Consider the following 20,070-nt stretch of genomic DNA (forward strand, 5'->3'; position numbering starts at 1 on the left):
TTAAATCATTAATGCTCGTTATAAGAGGCAAACCCGTGTAGCTCACAGAGAATAAACAAGCAGTTATCTCTTATTCTTCGAGGATACGCGAAGATACATTATTTAAATGATACTATCAATTGTAATTATAATGAGAACTATTACTATTTACATTTAGTATTGTATTCGTTTAAGATTGTGCACTTCATACAGCAGCGTAACTATTCAAAGTATTAAAAAACGTGGTGGAATCAAAATGGAATTAAAAATCGCTCACCCCAATTTTAGAGCGAACTCAATCAAGCTTCTTCTTTTTGTATCAGCTTTAGCCCTTGCTGGATGTGGTGGTGGAGATGGCGGTAGTACAAAGGAAACTTCATCTTCTAGTTCTGCATTGGTTTCGTCATTCAATTTAGTTGAATTGTCGTCAGCAAATAGCCGTAATGACGACGGTTTCGGTGAAATACGACAGTTATCTTTATCGTGGGAAAATGCATCGTCTGACAACTCTAAAGATATAACCTATACAGTTTGTCAAACAGATGAATCTAAAGATAACAACTGTTCTGCTCTTACAGTGGTAGAAAATGAAACCACCACCACGGTTGAACTATCGAGCTTGATTGATGCTGTTTCTCATACTTACTTTGTTTTAGCCAGTGATGGAACTGATACTATTGCTTCATCAGAAATGAGCATTGATTCAAATACCCTGAGTGAAATGATTGGGTATTTTAAAGCGTCTAACACTTATGAAAATGCGGTATTTGGTAATGCAGTTGAATTGAGTTCTGATGGCAACACGCTCGCTGTGGCATCTTATTTTGAGAGTTCTGCATCCACAGGTATCGATGGGGAAGATGCTTATTCCAGTGATGACAATTACAGCAAATATAGTGGTGCAGTTTATATATTTGAATACGAGAATGGTGTTTGGAGTCAATCAGCGTATATCAAAGCACCAAATGCTGAAGAGCAAGATCGCTTCGGTTCATCTTTGTCCTTAAGCGCTGATGGTTCAAGGTTGGCAGTTGGTGCTCCATTTGAAGACTCGTCAGCAACCGGTATTAATGGTGATGAAACCAATAATGATGGTAACAATACAGGGGCCGTCTACCTATACAGTAATAGTGATTCAGGATGGAGCAAAGAAGCTTATATCAAAGCCTCAAATACCGATACCACCGTCGGTAATACCTATTTCGGCTGGAGCGTATCATTGAGCGCTGATGGTGAAGTGTTAGCAGTTGGCTCTTATGGAGAAGCTGGTGGCGTTGCTGGTATTGATGGTGATGAAACTCAAAGTAGCACTTACAGCTTCTCTGGTGCTGTATATGTGTTTAAACAGGTTGATTCTCAATGGCAGCAAGATGCATATCTGAAGTCTGCTGAAATATCAAAAACGGATCAGTTTGGTTACTCGGTAGCACTAGATGAAGATGGTGACACTCTAGTTGTAGGGGCTAAATTGGAAGATTCAGAAGCGACTGGAGTAAATAGTGATGCAACTGATAGTACTACCTCCAATTATAATAGTGGCGCTGCTTATATTTTCTCATACGCAGATAATACATGGGTACAAAGCGCTTACTTAAAAGCTTCAAACACTGAGAAAAATGATCAATTTGGTTCAGTAGTTACTATTGACTATTCGGGGACTGTAGTTGCAGTTAGTGCCGCTGCTGAAGATTCTTCGGCAACCGGAGTGAATGGTGATGAAACCGATAATGAAGCTGCTAGTTCAGGAGCTGTATACGTTTATGCCCTAGAAAACAGTAGCTGGAGCCAAACTGCCTATATTAAAGCTTCTAATACTGAGGCTAATGATAACTTTGGTCAAGGTGTTAAGTTGAGCGGCGACGGTACTACATTAGCTATATCTGCAAATAAAGAAGATTCGGCAGCAACAGGCTTAAATGGAGAACAAACTGAAACTGCGACAGATGAAGGAGTAGACGGGGTTAATTACGCTAGTGGTGCTGGCGCAGTCTACCTGTTCGAATTGTCGAATTCAGTTTGGAGTCAAACTCAATATATTAAGGCATCAAACACTGGTGAAAATGACCAGTTTGGCTCTTCTGTCGCATTGACCGAGGATGGCAGTATATTAGCTGTTGGTGCACAACAAGAGCAATCTGCATCTACCGGTATTAACGGTGTTCAAACTGAAACCGAAGAAGATGAAGACGCGGGTACGGAAGCAGTGAACTACGCGGACAAATCGGGCGCCGTGTATCTCTACTAATTACGTGTACTGAATTTGTAAATTTCTTTACTAGGCCAAATTCGTTTGGCCTATTTCTACCTATAGAATTTAGCCTGGATCTATAAGATGAATATGCTTCCTAATGGACTCTCTCCAATAAAATTTTTACTTCTTCTTACTTTAGTTCTCGGAGGGTGCAATAGCGGTGATGGTAGTTGGCCATCAAGCAGCGATGATGACACTTCCAGCGATTCCAGCGACGATAGTACAAGCTCAGAATCGAGCTATTCTGCTCAAGACACTACGGGTGGTGTACTTGTCTCTTCCGGTGACTTTGCACTGAGCAAGTTAGAAACTGCCAACATTTTGAATGACGATGGTTCAGGAAGTATCCGTCAAATGCAATTAACCTGGGGACAAGGATTTTCTGATGCTGACAGTGTTACTTATACCGTTTGTCAGTCGGATGAAAATGAAACTGATGACTGTTCAATTCTTGGTACCGTAACAGATACATTAACTTATACATTGGAGTTAAGCAGTTTATTAGATGCTGCAAACCAAAGCTATTTTGTGATTGCGAATGACGGTAGCAGTACATTAACTTCGTCTGTAAAGAATATTCACCCTGGCGAATTGGGGAAAATGGCGGGTTACTTCAAAGCGTCGAATACTGAAAAAGGTGATAATTTTGGTTACAACGTTGCTATTAGTGGCGATGGTAAAACGATTGTTAGTACGGCTCCATTTGAAGATTCAGCAGGTTCAGGCGTTGATGGAAGCCAAACTGATGATGCTGATGCTTCTGTCGCATCAGGAGCTGCTTATGTGTTTACCTACAATAGTCAAAGCTTAACCTGGAGCCAGACCGCTTACCTAAAAACGCTAACGCCTGAGCGTCAGGACTATTTTGGAGATGGGTATGGACTAGCGATAAACGAAGATGGCACTACCATTGCTATTGGTGCTTATGGTGAAGATTCGGCTATCAATGGTGATCCTACCGACAACAGTGCGACATACGCTGGCGCGGTTTATATTTTTTCTTACGATGGTTCAGCCTGGAGTCAAACCGCTTATATCCAGAAGTCTTCACCAACAGCAAATGATCGCTTTGGTTATTCGGTGTCATTGAATGACGAAGGTACGCGTTTAGCGGTCGGGGCTAATTATGAAAGCTCAGACAGTAGTGTAGAGAACACCGGGGCTGCTTATATTTTTGATTATGATGGTAGTGATTGGAATCAAACAACGAAACTTGCTCCATCTAATTTGAGTGAAGATGACAAATTTGCCACTACGCTGGATTTGAGTGGTGACGGCGCAACACTAGCGGTCGGTGTCTACTTGGAGGATTCATCAGCGACAGGTATTGACGGAGATGAAACCAATAACGATGCTGAAGACTCTGGAGCCGTGTATGTGTTTGCTTATGATGGCAGCAACTGGTCTCAATCTGCATATATGAAAGCTTCAAATGCCGAGGAAGGTGACCAATTTGGCCGTTCTGTTTCATTAAATCAGGATGGAACAACGCTAGCGGTAGGGGCTAATTACGAAGACTCATCTAGCACCGGAGTTGACGGTGACCAAAGCGACAACAGTGGTAAAGGGGCAGGGGCTGTCTATGTCTTTACCTACAGCGGCAGCGCATGGTCTCAACAAGCTTATATCAAAGGTGCCAATACAGATGGCGCCACCTACGGTCACAATAGTGACTCCGCATGGGACCAAACGGATGCTGTTTGGGGAGACCATTTCGGACTCTCTGTAAAACTGAATCAAGATGGAACCATACTGGCAGTCGGAACTATGGATGAAGATTCCGCTGCTATCGGTATTAACTGGGATGATGAAGACGATACTGCAGCGGACTCTGGTGCGGCTTATGTATTTTCGTACAATTCAAGTTCATCAAAATGGTCACAAAAGTCTTACGTTAAAGCTTCTAATGCCGAAGACAGTGATTGGTTTGGGCGTAGTCTTGATTTAAATAACGATGGCGATGTATTAGTTATTGGCGCTTATAACGAGGACTCTAGCGCAACAGGTATCAATGGCGACGATTCAGACAATGATGCCAGTTCTTCAGGTGCAGTATATGTTTACTAAATCAACATATCTGTTTCTTACTGCAATTTTTGTGATGTTGAGTTCTGTTGCAAATGCAGCAGAACCTTACTTACAGTGGGATAGTCGTATTACACACAATGAGCTGGATAATGGCTTACAGTATTATTTGTACGATTCTCAGTCAGAAAGTGATCCTTTCAATATTCGTTTAATTGTTCATGCCGGGTCAATCGACGAACCGGAGGTGAAAGGTATTGCTCACGCGGTTGAGCACATGGTTTTCAATAAAACCCAGGATCACCCAGACAGCATTCACAGCTATCTCGCGCAAATTGGTTGGCGTACCGGCAAAGAGATTAACGCTAAAACACGTCAAACAGAAACTCAGTATATGCTCCGTACTCGTCCAAATGATGCACTTGATATCAAAGGCTCTTTGGCATTGTTGGCGGATATGATGGGATCTGCTCAGTTAACAGAGCAAGATTGGTTTAGAGAAAAACGTATTATTTCCGAAGAGAAGCGACTCACGGAAAGTGTGGTTGAGCGACTAAGTCAGCAAATCAAAATGTCGACGCTGGCGAATTCTAAATATGACAAAGGTTCAGTCATTGGTAGTTTTGAAAGCATAGAAAACACGACTATTGATGATATCCAACAATTTTATAAGCGTAATTATGTTGCTAGTAATATGACTTTAATTATTAGTGGTCGTTTTGATATTGAAGCAACGGAGGAGTTGATAAAAGAGAGTTTTGGTACCTTACCTAAAGTGCAAAAACCAGAACGCCCTTACTTAAATTACCCTCTAGATGAGCAGATCAAAATTAACGCGGTTCAAGATCAGCAAGGTTCATCGTCTAAATCCGCGCTCGGTTTTCGTGTCGCGATAGCAGATAAAACAACTCTAGAAGGTCAGCAGACAAGTTTAGAAAATTACTTTATACGAAAGCTATTGACTAAGCAGGTTCTGCGTAATTCTGTCTATCTGTCTGATGAAGTCAAAACACTGTCAGCGGTGACAAAGACTCCTGCAAACCAACGCTTAACATTAGCGTTTGGCGCTAGTACAGAAAACCATGATCAAGGGCTAAAAGCAATATTGGCCGAAGTTGAGCGTCTAAAAAAATACGGTCTTGATGAAGCTGATTTCAACGATAGCTTTGAAAAAGCTAAAGCTATTTCTGTTCGTAATGTAGATGCCGCAAAAGGTCGTAGCTTTGCGGAGTGGGAGGACAAAATTACTAACGCTGTTATTGGTGAAAGCGTGTTAGCCAGCCCGCAAGATGTACATGATCTCCAAACGAAATTATTTGAAAACATCACGTTAGAACGCCTTAACCAAAGATTAAGATCAATTCTAAATTCGTCAGATATCTTTATTTACTATCAAGCCCCCTTAGCCGTTAAGCTGCAACTTCCTACCGTCGATACAGTTAAGCTTTGGCAACAACAAGCTAAAACAGCGGATATCCAAAATCCTGTGGCTTATAGCGAAGTTAAACCAAACAATCCGAAAACTAAAATGGTCTATGCAGAAGTTGCAACGATTGAATTAGCCAAGCCAAAAGACAATAAGCTACCACAGCCTGATGCCGTCTACCCTGATCAATCTGTATATGAGTGGATATTGAAAAATGGTAACCGACTAGTGTGGTTAAATCGCCCCTCATCTGATGGGAAAATCTATCTAAAATCAATCAGCGATATCGGTGCTTTATCTAATCAGTTTCCCGATTGGCTCGCTCAATCATCGATACAAATTTTTGAGCAAACTCCACCAACTAAACATGAGCAACAAGAGTGGCTGAGTTGGATATCTAGTCATGGTGCAGAGTGGAAGTTCAAGTTACTGGACCAACATCTAGATATGAGCTTGGTGACTGAAAAAGATCAGCTTGAAAATGCATTACTGGTGTTTTGGCAACACCATCAGGACCGTCAGTTTACACAAGAGTCAGTAACTGCTGTTAAAGAATCAGCTCAAGCTCTGCTTGATAGCGATCTGCCAGACAGTCTGGCCAAAGCACGATATGGAACTGAGCAGCTAACTATCCCAACACAGAACCATTTGAACGCCTTAACCTCTTTAGAGTTGAGCCACGCAGCGAACAGATTGGTGCAACAACCTCATAGCTTATTTGTGGTTGGGGAACTTGATATAGACACTTTAAGGAAACTCGGTGGTAAGTATCTGTCTTCTATCGGTAACGCTGAAGCTCTTACATCTAAACAAAAGGTTCAAGTCTTTGGTAAACAAAGTGTTACCAGAAATCGAGTCGGTATGAGGCAAACTCAAGTCACTATGTATGGTGAATCTGCACTTGAATGGACACCCGAAACGGCATTTATGCTGTCTACGTTAAACCCGATAGCTCAACAAGCGCTACGTAACAGGTTACGTTTAGAGCTCGGTGGTGTTTACCGAGTAGGGTTTGAAATGACGCTAGACTCTGTTTCGGATCTCGTGGGGTATGAGCTGACTTTTACGACCCAACCGGAGTTAGCTGATAGGTTATCAAATGAAGCTGAAGACGTTCTAAGCACCCTTGACCAAGCGATAAAGGAAACAGACTTAGAACGTTTGCGGCAAGATATCGCTTATGCTGAAGCAAATAGGCTTCAGTCGTCCACAACCTGGCTAAATCGGTTGATGCTGAGCTATCGAGCTTATGGCGATCCTCGTTATTTAACTTCCATGAAATCAATCAGTGATCAGATAACTAAAGTGGCATTAGTCGATTTAGCTGACAAGGTATTACCAGCGTCGAAACGTATACAGATTAAGACTGTTATAAAACCAGAAACATCGCTTTCTGCTTCTAATTAATCATCACCAAGGAAAATTATGTTTGAAGACATTTGGCAATTAACGACAGGTATCCCTCTATTACTCTGTTCAATTGTGGCTTTGAGTTTAATCATTGAACGAACTATGTTTCTAGCAAAGCAGAAAGACTTACCGCAGAACAAATACGAAAGCGCATTGACGCATATTGCGAATGCGCGTCCAGAAGAAGCAACACACGAAATTTTACAAAGTAAGCCGTTTTATGCCCAAGCATTAGAGTTAATGAAAACGGAAAACTGTAGTGAGAAGTCTGTACGAGATGAACATGTTTCGACACTCATGATACTGTTTAACAGCCGATTACGTCAGAGGTTGTCGGGGTTAGTCACTATCGCGGCTTTAGCTCCGATGCTAGGTCTTTTAGGCACTATTGTTGGTTTGATGCGGGCTTTTCGCACTATCGGTGAACATGCAGGACCGGTTGAACCGTCATTAGTTGCAAACGGTTTATGGCAGGCGTTATCGACAACCGCAGCAGGGCTGGTCATTGCTGTTATTTGTATTCTTACTCACGCGATATTTTTGTCGAAGATTAAAAGAATGCTTACACGCAGTCAGTTTATTCTAAATAGCCTTTCTCAATCGATGCAGCTTAAGAATCGTCAGTTGGAGCGAGTAAATGATTCAGATTGAACAGAGCGATTCATTTGAAGGACCTACGACAGATAGCATGACACCTATGATTGATGTCATTTTGTCATTGATCGCCTTTATGATGTTGATGATTAATGCGCCACTGTTAACGATGGATGTTGATCTTCCTAATGTTGAACGAAGTGAATACAGCGCTCCTTCTGAATCAAAAGTGCTCAATTTGTCTATTCTTGAGCAACCTAACCAATGGAATATTGACGGCAAGAAAATTAGCTCCCGTGATGAACTTGAAGAGGCTCTCAAAGAGCACGTTTTGAGTGTTGAGACCCCCCCTGTGACATTACTGAGTATTGATGAAAAAAGTTCAGCTCAGAGAATGATAGACACTTTAGATATTCTGAATCGGTTGGGAATCAAGGATACTCAAATTGCTTTAGAAAAATCGAGCGTTGATTCATGAGTGATTTGTTGCGAGAGACTAAGGTTTCAGTAAGTAAAGCAACCTTAGTTTCTATTGGGCTGCATATCGTTGTGATATTCGCGATCTGGTGTGAGTGGACGTCTGTTCAGACGGCAGCTCATAAAGCGCCAGCAGCAAAAATTAGTGTAGGAATTAGGGCAGCTTCTGTTGGTCAAGTCGCTCAAAATGCAGTTAACCCACAAAAGAAAATAGTAGAGGTTACGGAGCCCGTCATCGAACCAAAACCAGAGCAACCACTTGAAAAGAAAACGAAATTCGTTGAAAAACCAAAGCCAATCGAGAGTAAGCCTAAACCTGTACCGGCTAAACTGGTTCAATCGACAGAGACTAAAGTTGTGCCGAAACGAGAAGACAAGCAGGTAGAAGTTAAAAAGCCAGACAAAAAGGTGAAAGAGAACAAAGCGGAACCTGTCATCGTCCCCAAACCTATAGAGATAACACCTCCACAAGCTAAACAGGTGGCTCAGCTAAATGGCTCACAAGGTATAAGTGGATCTGCCGACGCAAAAATGAAAGTTCAGGAAACGGGAAAGAGTAATCAACACGTGGGTGATCCGAACACTGCAATTTTCGATGTTACTTTGCGTCAGCACTTGATGAAATTTAAAGAATACCCTCGGTCACTAAAGTTAAAGCGTAAAGAAGGAACTGTTGAAGTCCTTTTTACGATCAATAACAAAGGTGAATTATTGTCGAGCAAGATTTTAAGCCGAAAAGGGCACCGAGATTTTGAAAAGGGAATCGCCGGAATATTTGAGAGGGCCAAGCCGCTTCCTGTTCCATCATCAGAAGCTCAGTGGGTAACCAGAGAATATCGCTTAGTGTTTAACTTTGAGCTGAATTAGTGGTCAATTACGACTTTTTCTAATTTAAGATTAATGGGTACCTAGTTAAGTTTAACCGCATAGATCCTCAACCTTCTTTTAAAAATGATGAAAATTAAATCGATTATAGATCAACCATATAAACAACCTCAAACAGACAAGCTTGTGGTAGTGAACTACTTGAGACTTAACCGCTTTTGGAAAAAACAGTCGGTACCATTAGATCAAGCTTTAAAAGCGTTGGCTTTAATGGATAGCCGACACGAACTTCAAATCAAACAAAGTAATAAGGTCACTTTACTTGACTGGTTAGAAAGCGATTTTGATTGTTTGATAACTCAACATGCTGAACTGACTAAACTGGGTAAAGCCGTATGTTCATCACTCTGGCATAAGCAGTTGATGGAATTAATCTTCCCTACACTTGTTGCATTGCGTTGGCAGTATAATTTGGTGCCACAGATCGATGCGGAAACAATAGGGCTGGATATTGAATCAAATGGTCGAATTAGCACTATTTCTATTCCGAATAAAGCCTTGTATTCAGAAGATGATGAAGTGTTAGATCAGCAATTGTCACAACTTATTTCTCTCATTGCCCAACAAATAGCAAATCTTTTTGCTGAACAGAAGGTAAATAGTAAACGTTTCTGGGGAAATTTAAGCAATGCGTTAGCTCAAGGGTTTACGTGGGTATCGCAGACTAATTGTTGTGTAAGATGTGAAGATCTAAGCACGGAAATAACCGCATGGCTTAATCGAATTTTAGGTAACAAGCAGCAACTGGTCGAAGTTAAGTCTGCTAGTGATAATTTGTCATATTTATTGTTCGTCAGAAGAAAAACGTGTTGTCTTAAATATAAGCTAAATAAGGTACGAATGTGTAAAACATGTAATCTTGTTGATGAACAAGAGCAGGAAGAGTTCTACAGGGAAAAGCTGATTTGCGAAGGAAAGTAATTATTGGAGTGATTAATGGCGGAGCTGGAAGTTTAATCAACCTTATACTCCCAAGCTGGGTTATATCGAGTAACTGAATATTAAGGGCTTAGAATGATAAAAACGGTTGCAGTAAGTAACTATCGGTCACTAAAAAATGTAATTGCTCCTCTATCAGGTTTGAATGTTGTTACCGGCTCAAATGGAACTGGTAAGTCGAATTTGTATAAATCACTTAGGTTTTTATCTGACGCTGCGAACAATAGTTTGGTGACTGCTCTGGCTAAAGATGGTGGCATTTCGTCTACCTTCTGGGCTGGTCCCGAAAAGTTTACTAAGGACATGTTAGCAGGTCAGGCTCCAGTTCAAGGTGGTCCAAAGACAATGCCAGCACGGCTTGAGTTTGGCTTCGCTGGTGATAAATTCGGTTATAGTGTTTCTTTAGGGATACCACCGCCCATTATTGGCCCGGACCCTGACCCTACAATGTTCAGCTTAGATCCCGTAATACGGCGTGAATGTATATGGGCTGGTTCTTCTTATCGACCAGCGACTTGCCTGATAGATCGCCAAGGGCCGCTGGTAAAGATACGAGATGGACGTTCTTGGAGAGTAGTTGCGGGTCATCTAAGCACTTTTGACAGTATCCTCACTGAAGTGTCAGACCCTGAGTCTGCTCCAGAGGTATTTCATATGCGTAATACGATAAAAAATTGGCGTTTTTATGACTCATTCAGAACGGATGTCGATTCACCTATCCGTCAGCCAAAAATTGGAACCTTTACTCCAGTACTTGATCATCACGGACACGGTTTGGTGGCAGCCTTGCGTACTATTCATGAGATAGGTGATAGACAGGGAATGTACGACTCGATAAATGATGCATTTCCCGGGGCAACGATTTCCATGACTAAGGATAGTAATAATTGCTTTAGTTTAGAGTTTCATCAATCAGGCTTATTGCGACCACTGAAACTTGGGGAATTATCAGATGGTACCTTGAGGTATTTGTTATTAATCGCCGCATTATTAACACCAAGACCGCCTTCTTTAATGGTTTTAAACGAACCAGAAACTAGCTTACATCCCGATTTGCTTCCCGCACTAGGTAGATTAATTATCAAAGCATCTAAGCAGACCCAAGTCTGGGTCGTGTCTCATGCAACAAGACTTGTAGCGACATTGGAATGCGATGAAGACTGCAATTCAATTTGCTTAGATAAGGTGTATGGTGAAACACATATCCTGGAACAAGGAATGCTAGACCAACCGTCTTGGCATTGGCCAAGTTAGGTACATCTTATTGTGCAATTTTGCTGTTTAAGAACTTACTCCAACATAGCCCTTATTTTTTGTTTATACTCTTTTTTGGTATCAAGCTTTTCTAGAATAGTGAGGGCACTTTGACCTTGGTTATCAACATAAGATACATCAGCGCCAGCATCAATTAAGGCGGCTATTTTATTTTTTAGAATCTCGAATTCTTCTTCATTTTCCACTTTATTAATTGAAGATATGCCAGTCATTAGTATGCTATACGAGCCATAATTACTAATATTAACATCTAACCCTGAGTCGATAAGTGCTGTAATCGTGGTACTATATTGTATGCGTTTTGAATAAATGCTCCTTATAAGCAATGACGCAGTTGCAGTACTAGACACGTTTGCAGCGTCAAAGTAGGGAAGAATTGCCATGACTGTCTCATCATTGGCACCTTCCGATATCATTTTACTTAGCATCACATCCTTACGTCCATAGATTGGAGCATTTGGATTTATCGTTGCTAATGTGTTGACCAGAACAGGGTTGTCAAGATTTTCGCTAAAACTAAGTAGTGGGAGTATTTGCAAATTCATATTGTCGAAAATATAGCCTCTATCAAATAAATACTCGATCTTAGATTGCGCTAAGGTTCTCTCATTTGTTCTTTTGATAAGATTAATAATGTTCTTGTTGCTGGGGGCATTTACGTCTTTTACATTATTAACAATTAGCTTAAATACTTCTAGATTGGAATATTCTGCTGACATTCTAAATGCTGATAAATCAGTTGGAAACTCAGGTAAAGAGCCGATATCAATTTTTCCATTTAAAAACCGATTTATAATATCAGTATTGTTTTTAGCGATAGCTAAATTTAATAGTGCTTGTCCGGCGTTTAATTCACGAGACCAATAATCAATAGATTTGTCAGTGATAAAGTTGTTCCACTGTATTACATCTAAACTGGATAGTTGATAGCCATATTGTTTAAGTTCAGATTCTATAATAGTTATACCTGATAGTATTTTCTCGGTTGACCTTTGTTCCTTGCTTTCGTTATATTTTTTATTAAAATTATCAGGTTTTTTACTACTTCGTCAGAAATTAAAGATGAAATTTCTGATGAATTTATAATACTGCTTTTTAGCTGTTTGCATTCATTAGTTATTCTCGATGAGCTTTCAGAAATGTTATAGCCAATTATTAATGAAATTAGAGACGTAAAGAATAAGTTTAAATGTTTAAAGTTCATTTATTATCCTTTATTTTTGATGGTTTTACTGCCGTTGGTATATCTATTATTTAAAACTTACACTATGAAATTTATATTAACAGAGCTGAATGGAGAATTTCTTAATAGGGAACAGTCGTTAGTTCGGTAGATTCCATATATGCTTATAACTCATTGGAGTTGATAATGGTTATCATTACACTTGTGAGTATAAAAGTCAATAAATTAAGTGGATAGTATGTTTTTGTATTATTGTTAAATCTATTACTAATTACATACAACAACTTTTATTGAACTATAGACATAGGCGTATAGGTATTGGCTTAGCATATTTTATGAAAATTACGATAACTTTTCATATTTTTGTAATGCGTGGCTTGCTTAATTAAGTATTAACTTATGTCCACAACGAGCCATAACCGAATGCTTAGAGAAACTTCAAACGGTTTTAAGCTATAGAATATTGGGTTGCCGTCGTTTCGATAAATTAATTTTCAATAATTTAATGGCAATATAATCCTTGTTTTTTAAAGTAGGCAGCTTTGAAGAGACGATCCTAACTCACCGTTAGACCAGCCGGATATTTCTAGCCAAAGAAAAACAAATTCCTCCGGGGAATTGCCATGGCGTGGTTGCTGTAACTAGGCTATGCCCCTTTTCAAGTTGGAGCTATACTAGTTATCATTTCCTTGCACAGTGTTTGAACTACTTTTTATACTACAAAGTGTCTATGTGTAAAGTGACGATTCAAGATTTTGAATGGCATAGAAACTAATTTCCGGAGCACTTAGCGCAGAACTCTGGTCATTGCTGGCTTTCTGCTATTAACCAATTTGAAAACGTTGCCGCAGCTTGAGAGTTTGGTCTGGCTGTAGTTGCCAAAAAATAGGCATTATCGTTTAGGTCGAGAGGAGAACTAATTGCTATCAATTGGCCTTTGGTAATGAGGTCATCCACTTGCCAATCCCATACTAACGCAATCCCCGCATTATTAATTGCTGCCTGTATAACAGCGACTTGGTCTTCCACGCGCAAGATATTTTTGGGTTTACGATAAGTGATACCTGAATACATTGCCCATGATTCCCAGCCCTCCCAATTGGCGTGCTCTTCACTCATCATGATGATCGGGTGATCAAAAATGGCGGATGTTTTTACGTCAATGTTAGTTCTAGAATTCAAAAATTTTGGACTACAGACTAAGAACATTCTTTCCTTAAACATAATATGAGTGTGTGAGTTTCTACTGCTTATGCTTGAATAGAAAAACGCCACATCGTAGTTACCGCCATCTTCAATGTCACGCACACTATTGACACTAATGTTAATCATAATGTTGGGATATTTTTCTCTAAAGATCTCCAGTCTGGGTAGAAGCCAAAAGTGTAAAAAACATGGTCCCAATTCTATTGTTATTTCATTTTTTGTTTCTTCAGATCGTTGCTTAAATTTGGCTGTACACTGGCTTAAATGATTTAGAGCTTGTGTAACATCAGATAAATATTGCTCTCCATTCTCAGTTAATCGCATTCCTTGGGCAGAACGAATAAATAACTCGGTATTAAGGAATTGTTCGAGCGATTTGATCTGCTTACTAATGGCAGCTGTAGTTACACACAGTTCATCGGCGGCAAGAGACAAGCTGCCCAAACGTGCTGTTGTCTCAAATGCTATTAGGTGACCAGTAGCAGGGATAGACCTTGTTTTTATCGGCATAGACTTTTCCGAGCGTTAACTTTATGTTAATGGGAGTTTACAAAATATCATGTCTTTATCCAATCTTTTCTAATGTATAAATGTGATAACAAACGTTTAATGAGAGGTGGCTATGGTTGAGATTAAAGAAATTAGGCATGATTGGCTTGAACTGCCGGATGGTACTCGTCTTGCCTTTCGTGCTTGGATGCCTGCAGATGCATTAACAAATCCTGTTCCTGCTATTCTGGAGTACTTACCGTACCGAAAAAGTGACGGTACGATAGTTCGAGATGAAATCACAATGGCGGAGACAGCAACTCATGGTTATGCATGCATTCGCGTAGATATCAGAGGTTGCGGGGAGTCTGAGGGACTATTTGATGATGAGTATTCAAAGCAAGAACATCAAGACGGCGTTGATGTTATCGAGTGGATTTCAAACCAAGCCTGGTGCGATGGGAACGTGGGTATGGTTGGAATCTCATGGGGAGGATTCAACTCTTTACAGATAGCAGCCTTAAATCCACCAGCACTAAAAGCAATAATCACTCAATGTTCAACTGATGATAGATACCGAGATGATATCCACTACTCGGGCGGTTGCCTTTTAAATGACAATATGGATTGGGCTGCATTTTTCTGGGCGTATGCTTTAGGAAGAGCACCAGATCCTAGTTTAGTAGGGAGTAATTGGAAATCTATCTGGAAAGATAGACTGACTAACATGCCTTTTCTTGCTACACCTTGGATACAAAATCAGACAAGAAATGATTATTGGAAACATGGTTCTGTATGTGAAAACTACTCCGATATCAAAATACCAGTGTACGCTATTGGTGGTTGGGCGGATGCGTATAAGAATACCGTATTCACACTATTACAAAATCTATCCGTTCCCAAAAAAGGTTTGGTTGGTCCATGGGCTCACAAGTACCCTAACATTGCTTACCCGAACCCTAAAATGGATTATGTTGCTGAGTCGGTCCGATGGTGGGATAAGTGGTTAAAAAATATTGATAATGGTATAGATGAAGAACCAGAACTTAATTATTTTCTACAAAACGGTGCTAAACCTAAAACTGACTATGATGCTAGAGAGGGATGTTGGGTTGCCGAGTCAAGCTGGCCAACCCTTAAAACGGATACCAAAACATGGTATCTAGCAAGTCAAAGACTCACTGAGAAAACTGAAGATTCTTACCCTGTAGATATATGTTCACCACAACAGGTAGGTCTAGATGGTGGCCGTTATTGTGTTGGTATTCGTCTAGACATGGAACATCCTGATGATCAGAGAATCGATGATAGTGGTTCCCTTATTTTTGATACAGCTCCGTTGTTAGACGCAATGCCGATAGCCGGACAAATCGAAGCTAAACTGGCTCTCTCAAGTAGTACCCCGCATGCAAATGTTATTGTAAGAGTATCAGATGTTCACCCGACTGGAGAAGTAACAAAAATAACGCACGGGATTCTCAATTTAACGCATCGAGATAGTCATGAGTTTCCGGAGTTGCTTGAGCCAGGTAAAATTTATAACGTTAATATCGCACTGAATCACATAGCTTATGTTGTTCCAAAAGGACACAAAGTGCGAGTTTCTGTATCGACTGCATATTGGCCTTTAATCTGGCCATGTAAAGACAACACAACGTTAACTGTGGTTTGTGCAAAAAGCTCGGTAACTGTTCCGTTTAATTCGGCTCCGTCACTATCGGATTTTGTCCCAAGCTATGACAAAGCAACGAGATTCGATGGAGAAGTTGTTCGTGCACCGAATAGCCAACGTACAGTATACAAGGATTATAAAAGTGGTATCTGGACGTTGGAAACGGTAGATGATTTTGGTTGCAACTATTATTCATCATCAAATAGCGAAATTGATTTTAATATCAAACAAGTATTTTCTATTCATTCAAATGATCCGTTGAGTGCTAAAAATGAAATAAAATTGCATGTCGACATGGGGAGGGATAATTGGCGGACATCTATATCAGCTGTATATACGATGACCTGTGACGCTGACCAATTTTATATTCGTGCAAAATGGGAAGCACGAACAGAAGGCGAAATATTTTTTGAAAAAGTGTTCGATGAAACTATTTTGAGAAATTTTGTATAACAATTTCAAGGATGAAATATATGATAAAAAATATAAGGACATTGGTATTCTTTCCAACATTTATAATATTAATTAGTGCTCTAGTCTTAAGTCTTGTAGATCTCGAAAGCTTCACGAAGATCACAAGTGAGTTAAATAGTCGTGTGCTGAGCAATTTTTCTTGGTTATTTAGCTTAGGAAGTTTTTATCTCTTAGTTCTTGTCGTATGGACTTATTTCTCGAAGCTAGGTGACGTGAAAATTGGTGGCGACTCTAGTACGCCTCTGGTCAGTAAGCCTCGTTGGTTTATGATAGTTTTGTGTACGACATTGGCTGTGGGCGTTTTGTTTTGGACAACAGCTGAACCTATTTATCATTTGTATTCGCCACCTGAAAGCTTTGGTTTAGAGTCTGGAAGTGCAGATGCAAAGCTATTTGCTCTATCGGCGATGTTTCTTCACTGGGGACCGATCCCTTATTCGATCTATTGTGCTCCTGCGTTAATTTTTGCTTTGGCTTTTTATAACTTAAAATTGCCATTTTCAATTTCAAGCTTGTTGCGCCCTGTTTTTGGTCGATATTTAACTCCAACCATATCAGATGTAATTGATGCATTGGCGTTATATTCTCTTGTTGTCGGTATGGCGTCTTCTTTGGGAACTGGTGCATTAACGTTAGTCGGTGGCATGAGTAGGTTTGTTGATATTGAGCGTAATGCCTTTTCTTTAGGTATCGCTATTTTTATTATTGTTGTAACGTTTGTCTTTTCAGCAGCAAGTGGACTCAATAAAGGGATTGCACGTCTGTCAAAAATCAACTCGTGGATGCTATTTGCGTTGTTTGCATTTGTTCTGTTATTTGGACCAACAGTGTATATCTTGTCGATTGGAGTAGAAGGTTTTGGTGAGTTTACAAGAAATTTCTTTCGCTTGAGTCTTTTTACTGGTCAGGCTGCCGGTGACCTTTGGCCACAATGGTGGAGTGTGTTTTATTGGGCCGTATGGTTTGCATGGGCTCCTATTACTGCGATGTTCTTAGGGAAAATTGCAAGGGGTTATACCGTTAAAGAGTTTATACAAGTAAATATGATATATCCAAGTATCTTTATTTCTGTATGGATAGCAGTTTTCTCTGGTTCAGCACTTTATTTTGATACAGAAACGGGGGGATCTCTTAATAAGGTGTTAAATGAGCAAGGTGTTGAGCAGCTTCTCTATCATATTATGGATCAATTACCGTTAAGTGGTGTTACTTCATTTTTCCTTATTTTGGTCGCATTTATTTCATACGTTACTGCCGCTGATTCCAGTACAGATGCAATTGGTGATCTTTGTACTAAGGACTTTAACTCTGAGTCTGATAACCAAACCTCATTACCAATTAAAATTATTTGGGGAACTATAATTGGTCTTGTTTCTTGGATAATGGTTAGTACTGTCGGTATTAATGGGGTTAAGCAGTTATCTAACTTAGGCGGATTGCCAGCCACTTTAATAATATTAGCATGTTCTATGACTTTAATTCGCTGGATTCAAAAACCACAATTGCTATCCACAGCTGAGTTAGTGAAAGAAGAGTATCAAAAAGAAGTTGATTCTAGGCTAATTAAGACAATTGAGCCTGTAAATTAATCACGTTCAGATGAAAACAAAATCTCATCTATTTACAAAAATAGATGAGACTTTTTTGGTTTATTGTATTTAAATAAAATTTTAAAATATGGATGTATCGCTATGTTTTAAATATATATTAGATCATTATCGAGGGTTTTGATTACATCTCGCCATATTTAAAATGAGAATACAATGTCAGTAATATATACTTTAAAACCTTTGTCTCTACTTTTTATTAGTTCTTGTTTTATTATGTTTGGACATGGGTTGAGTGGATTGTTAATTCCAGTCCGATTAACCGCTGATAGTCAAGAAATTTCTATTATCGGTTTTATTCTTTCAATGTTTTCTGTAGGTTTTCTTCTTGGTGCAATCGTATGTAAAAAAATATTGAAAAATATTGGCATTATTAGAACATTTGCTTTTTGTGGGGGCATATGCTCCGCCTCTATTCTTATTATGGGAATAACTGAAGATTTATGGGTTTGGTCTCTCTGTCGAGCTATTTTAGGTTTTGGTATTGCTTGTGCAACTGCAAGTTTAGATACCTGGTTCAACAGTGTTGCTATTGAAAGTAATCGTGGAAAAATAATGGCAATTAACCAAGTTTTCGTTTTGACAGCAATTACTTTAGGGCAGTTTGGCTTAGTTATCGCTGAGCCTACTGAAGTGACGCTGTTCATCATCTGTGGTTTAGTTTTTAGCTTGTCGATTATTCCAGTGGTGTTTATTTCAAAGTTCGAACCTGAAATAGAGAAAAATGAATCACTTACTTTTAAAGCTCTATATTTTATGTCACCGTTGGGTTTTGTCACATGCTTTGTTTGTGGATTACTTTATTCTACAGCGCTAAACCTTTTTCCAATATATTTTGATGCCGCCGGTATACAAGGGTTTAGACTATCTCTATTTATGGGCATGGCAACTATTGGGGCCGTACTTTTTCAAATGCCTATGGGATATTTTTCAGATAGTTTTGGGCGTAAAGGAGCAGTAGTGCTGAGCTGTATTTCATTATTAGTTTCGAGTTACTTTCTTCCTATTTCTATTGAATCAAATATAGAAGTTTTATCACTTTGTATCATAGCTGTAGTAATGGGAATGATAGCGTGTTTATATCCACTTAGTATTTCTGAAGTATTCGATAAGACGGCTACTTCTCAGATGGTTTCTGTACTATCAACTTTGCTTTGCGTATATGGCTTAGGGGCGATTATCGGACCGTATAGCGTGTCTTTATGGATGGAATATAGTGGTCCTAAGGCAATCTTTAGTTTTGTATGGCTCATGATAGGTTTACTGTTGATTTTTACGCTGTATCGGATACAAGTGAGACCCTCTTTACCCAAGGAAAAGCAAGAGCAGTTTGTGGTCCACATACCGAATATTGGAGCAGAAGAACTTGATCCCCGAACCGTCTTGACAGAGCATTCAATCATTGTTGATGAGATTATGGACCAGATGGAAAGGCTCGCCTTAGGCAGCCCTAATTCGGCAATAGCATTCATTCGCAGCATAACAACTAAGCACCCTGAATGGGCGGTCGTTGTTGCCGGAAGGGCTGCATCTATTGAATCCATTGATACAGTTACTTTATTTAGGGCAATCACAATAACTAACCCTGAACTATCACTAGATATTGTAAGAAATATTTCTAACTCTACTCCAGAAGAAATAGAGACTTTCGTTGAATGGCTTATAGAGAAAAAGCCAGAAAACTGTGTTGGTTTGTTAGCTACAATTAGTGAATCTATTCAGTATGACGCAGAACCTATTATTGATATTATTATGGAAAAATCGCCTGATTTATTAGGTGAATTTAGTCAACAGCTTGCTAAAAATATGTTTGAAACGGCTAGCAATATAAGGCAAGCAGACAAACAGGAAGGTTCGGATAATTATGACTTTAAAGAACTAATAGCATCAATATCGCGAGCTGCACCAGAACAACTTGATGAAATTCATAATTTACTGGCCAAGTACAAGTAACTATAACTATAGTTATTTTTCAAGATTGAACTTATTTAGCTGTAAAGAAATATTCGCGGAGTGCATTTTTGGACTATTGCCGTAAAAGCCACGCTAGAACCCTTGGAAAATAGTGACAATTCACGGAAGATGCGTGCATATATGCGTTACCAGTTTCAATTTTATGGGATTCAATAAACGTTACGAAAAGATGCGCTGAAGCTTCTTTTCTCTAAAGAACAACTC

13 protein-coding genes are annotated in these 20,070 nt (G+C 39.5%); 11 read left to right on the top strand and 2 right to left on the bottom strand.

The annotated features are described in order from the left end of the window. Positions 1-235: 235 nt before the first annotated feature. The 8 genes from G5S32_RS17965 to G5S32_RS18000 all read left to right on the top strand — a co-directional run bounded on the left by G5S32_RS17965 (position 236) and on the right by G5S32_RS18000 (position 11,240). Positions 236-2,224 (top strand): hypothetical protein, encoded by a 1,989-nt coding sequence (locus tag G5S32_RS17965; RefSeq protein WP_165313533.1) that lies wholly within the window; start codon positions 236-238, stop codon positions 2,222-2,224. Between the two features lie 87 nt (positions 2,225-2,311). Continuing rightward, a complete protein-coding gene (locus G5S32_RS17970; RefSeq protein WP_165313534.1) occupies positions 2,312-4,297 on the top strand; it encodes an integrin in 1,986 nt (661 codons plus the stop codon). Next, a complete protein-coding gene (locus G5S32_RS17975; RefSeq protein WP_165313535.1) occupies positions 4,287-7,088 on the top strand; it encodes a M16 family metallopeptidase in 2,802 nt (933 codons plus the stop codon). The genes G5S32_RS17970 and G5S32_RS17975 overlap by 11 nt, the downstream gene beginning before the upstream one ends. 18 nt (positions 7,089-7,106) lie before the next feature. Then, positions 7,107-7,742 (top strand): MotA/TolQ/ExbB proton channel family protein, encoded by a 636-nt coding sequence (locus G5S32_RS17980; RefSeq protein WP_165313536.1) that lies wholly within the window; start codon positions 7,107-7,109, stop codon positions 7,740-7,742. Beyond that, on the top strand, positions 7,729-8,163 hold the full coding sequence (locus G5S32_RS17985) for an ExbD/TolR family protein (protein ID WP_165313537.1): 435 nt from the start codon (positions 7,729-7,731) through the stop codon (positions 8,161-8,163). The genes G5S32_RS17980 and G5S32_RS17985 overlap by 14 nt, the downstream gene beginning before the upstream one ends. Beyond that, positions 8,160-9,029, top strand: coding sequence for a TonB family protein (locus tag G5S32_RS17990; RefSeq protein ID WP_165313538.1), 870 nt, complete (start codon positions 8,160-8,162; stop codon positions 9,027-9,029). Before G5S32_RS17985 ends, G5S32_RS17990 begins: the two co-directional genes overlap by 4 nt. An 84-nt stretch (positions 9,030-9,113) precedes the next feature. After that, positions 9,114-9,968, top strand: coding sequence for a hypothetical protein (locus G5S32_RS17995; protein WP_165313539.1), 855 nt, complete (start codon positions 9,114-9,116; stop codon positions 9,966-9,968). A gap of 93 nt (positions 9,969-10,061) precedes the next feature. Beyond that, positions 10,062-11,240, top strand: coding sequence for an AAA family ATPase (locus tag G5S32_RS18000; protein ID WP_165313540.1), 1,179 nt, complete (start codon positions 10,062-10,064; stop codon positions 11,238-11,240). Positions 11,241-11,275: 35 nt separating this feature from the next. Here G5S32_RS18000 and G5S32_RS18005 read toward each other — a convergent pair whose 3' ends face one another. Continuing rightward, positions 11,276-11,980, bottom strand: a complete 705-nt coding sequence (locus G5S32_RS18005; RefSeq protein ID WP_165313541.1) for an ankyrin repeat domain-containing protein — start codon at positions 11,978-11,980, stop codon at positions 11,276-11,278. Positions 11,981-13,248: 1,268 nt separating this feature from the next. Then, positions 13,249-14,160 (bottom strand): LysR substrate-binding domain-containing protein, encoded by a 912-nt coding sequence (locus G5S32_RS18010; RefSeq protein ID WP_165313542.1) that lies wholly within the window; start codon positions 14,158-14,160, stop codon positions 13,249-13,251. A gap of 112 nt (positions 14,161-14,272) precedes the next feature. Here G5S32_RS18010 and G5S32_RS18015 point away from each other — a divergent pair, with 112 nt between their 5' ends. From G5S32_RS18015 to G5S32_RS18025, 3 genes are all read left to right on the top strand, one after another. Continuing rightward, entirely contained in the window at positions 14,273-16,264 is a 1,992-nt protein-coding gene (locus tag G5S32_RS18015; RefSeq protein ID WP_165313543.1) for a CocE/NonD family hydrolase, read from the top strand. Positions 16,265-16,284: 20 nt separating this feature from the next. Beyond that, positions 16,285-17,874 (top strand): BCCT family transporter, encoded by a 1,590-nt coding sequence (locus G5S32_RS18020; protein ID WP_165313544.1) that lies wholly within the window; start codon positions 16,285-16,287, stop codon positions 17,872-17,874. 174 nt (positions 17,875-18,048) lie between these two features. Then, a complete protein-coding gene (locus G5S32_RS18025; protein WP_165313545.1) occupies positions 18,049-19,845 on the top strand; it encodes an MFS transporter in 1,797 nt (598 codons plus the stop codon). Positions 19,846-20,070 lie beyond the last annotated feature (225 nt).

The sequence above is a fragment of the Vibrio ziniensis genome (genome assembly GCF_011064285.1).
In the GTDB taxonomy this organism is placed as follows: Bacteria; Pseudomonadota; Gammaproteobacteria; order Enterobacterales; family Vibrionaceae; genus Vibrio; species Vibrio ziniensis.

Excerpts from the sequence above, each read along its gene's own strand:
- G5S32_RS18000 (WP_165313540.1), top strand. The coding sequence starts at position 10,062 with ATGATAAAAACGGTTGCAGTAAGTAACTATCGGTCACTAAAAAATGTA.
- G5S32_RS17985 (WP_165313537.1), top strand. The coding sequence starts at position 7,729 with ATGATTCAGATTGAACAGAGCGATTCATTTGAAGGACCTACGACAGAT.
- G5S32_RS18015 (WP_165313543.1), top strand. The coding sequence starts at position 14,273 with ATGGTTGAGATTAAAGAAATTAGGCATGATTGGCTTGAACTGCCGGAT.
- G5S32_RS17970 (WP_165313534.1), top strand. The coding sequence starts at position 2,312 with ATGAATATGCTTCCTAATGGACTCTCTCCAATAAAATTTTTACTTCTT.
- G5S32_RS18020 (WP_165313544.1), top strand. The coding sequence starts at position 16,285 with ATGATAAAAAATATAAGGACATTGGTATTCTTTCCAACATTTATAATA.
- G5S32_RS18025 (WP_165313545.1), top strand. The coding sequence starts at position 18,049 with ATGTCAGTAATATATACTTTAAAACCTTTGTCTCTACTTTTTATTAGT.
- G5S32_RS17975 (WP_165313535.1), top strand. The coding sequence starts at position 4,287 with ATGTTTACTAAATCAACATATCTGTTTCTTACTGCAATTTTTGTGATG.
- G5S32_RS17995 (WP_165313539.1), top strand. The coding sequence starts at position 9,114 with ATGATGAAAATTAAATCGATTATAGATCAACCATATAAACAACCTCAA.
- G5S32_RS17965 (WP_165313533.1), top strand. The coding sequence starts at position 236 with ATGGAATTAAAAATCGCTCACCCCAATTTTAGAGCGAACTCAATCAAG.
- G5S32_RS18005 (WP_165313541.1), bottom strand. The coding sequence starts at position 11,980 with ATGTCAGCAGAATATTCCAATCTAGAAGTATTTAAGCTAATTGTTAAT.
- G5S32_RS17990 (WP_165313538.1), top strand. The coding sequence starts at position 8,160 with ATGAGTGATTTGTTGCGAGAGACTAAGGTTTCAGTAAGTAAAGCAACC.
- G5S32_RS17980 (WP_165313536.1), top strand. The coding sequence starts at position 7,107 with ATGTTTGAAGACATTTGGCAATTAACGACAGGTATCCCTCTATTACTC.
- G5S32_RS18010 (WP_165313542.1), bottom strand. The coding sequence starts at position 14,160 with ATGCCGATAAAAACAAGGTCTATCCCTGCTACTGGTCACCTAATAGCA.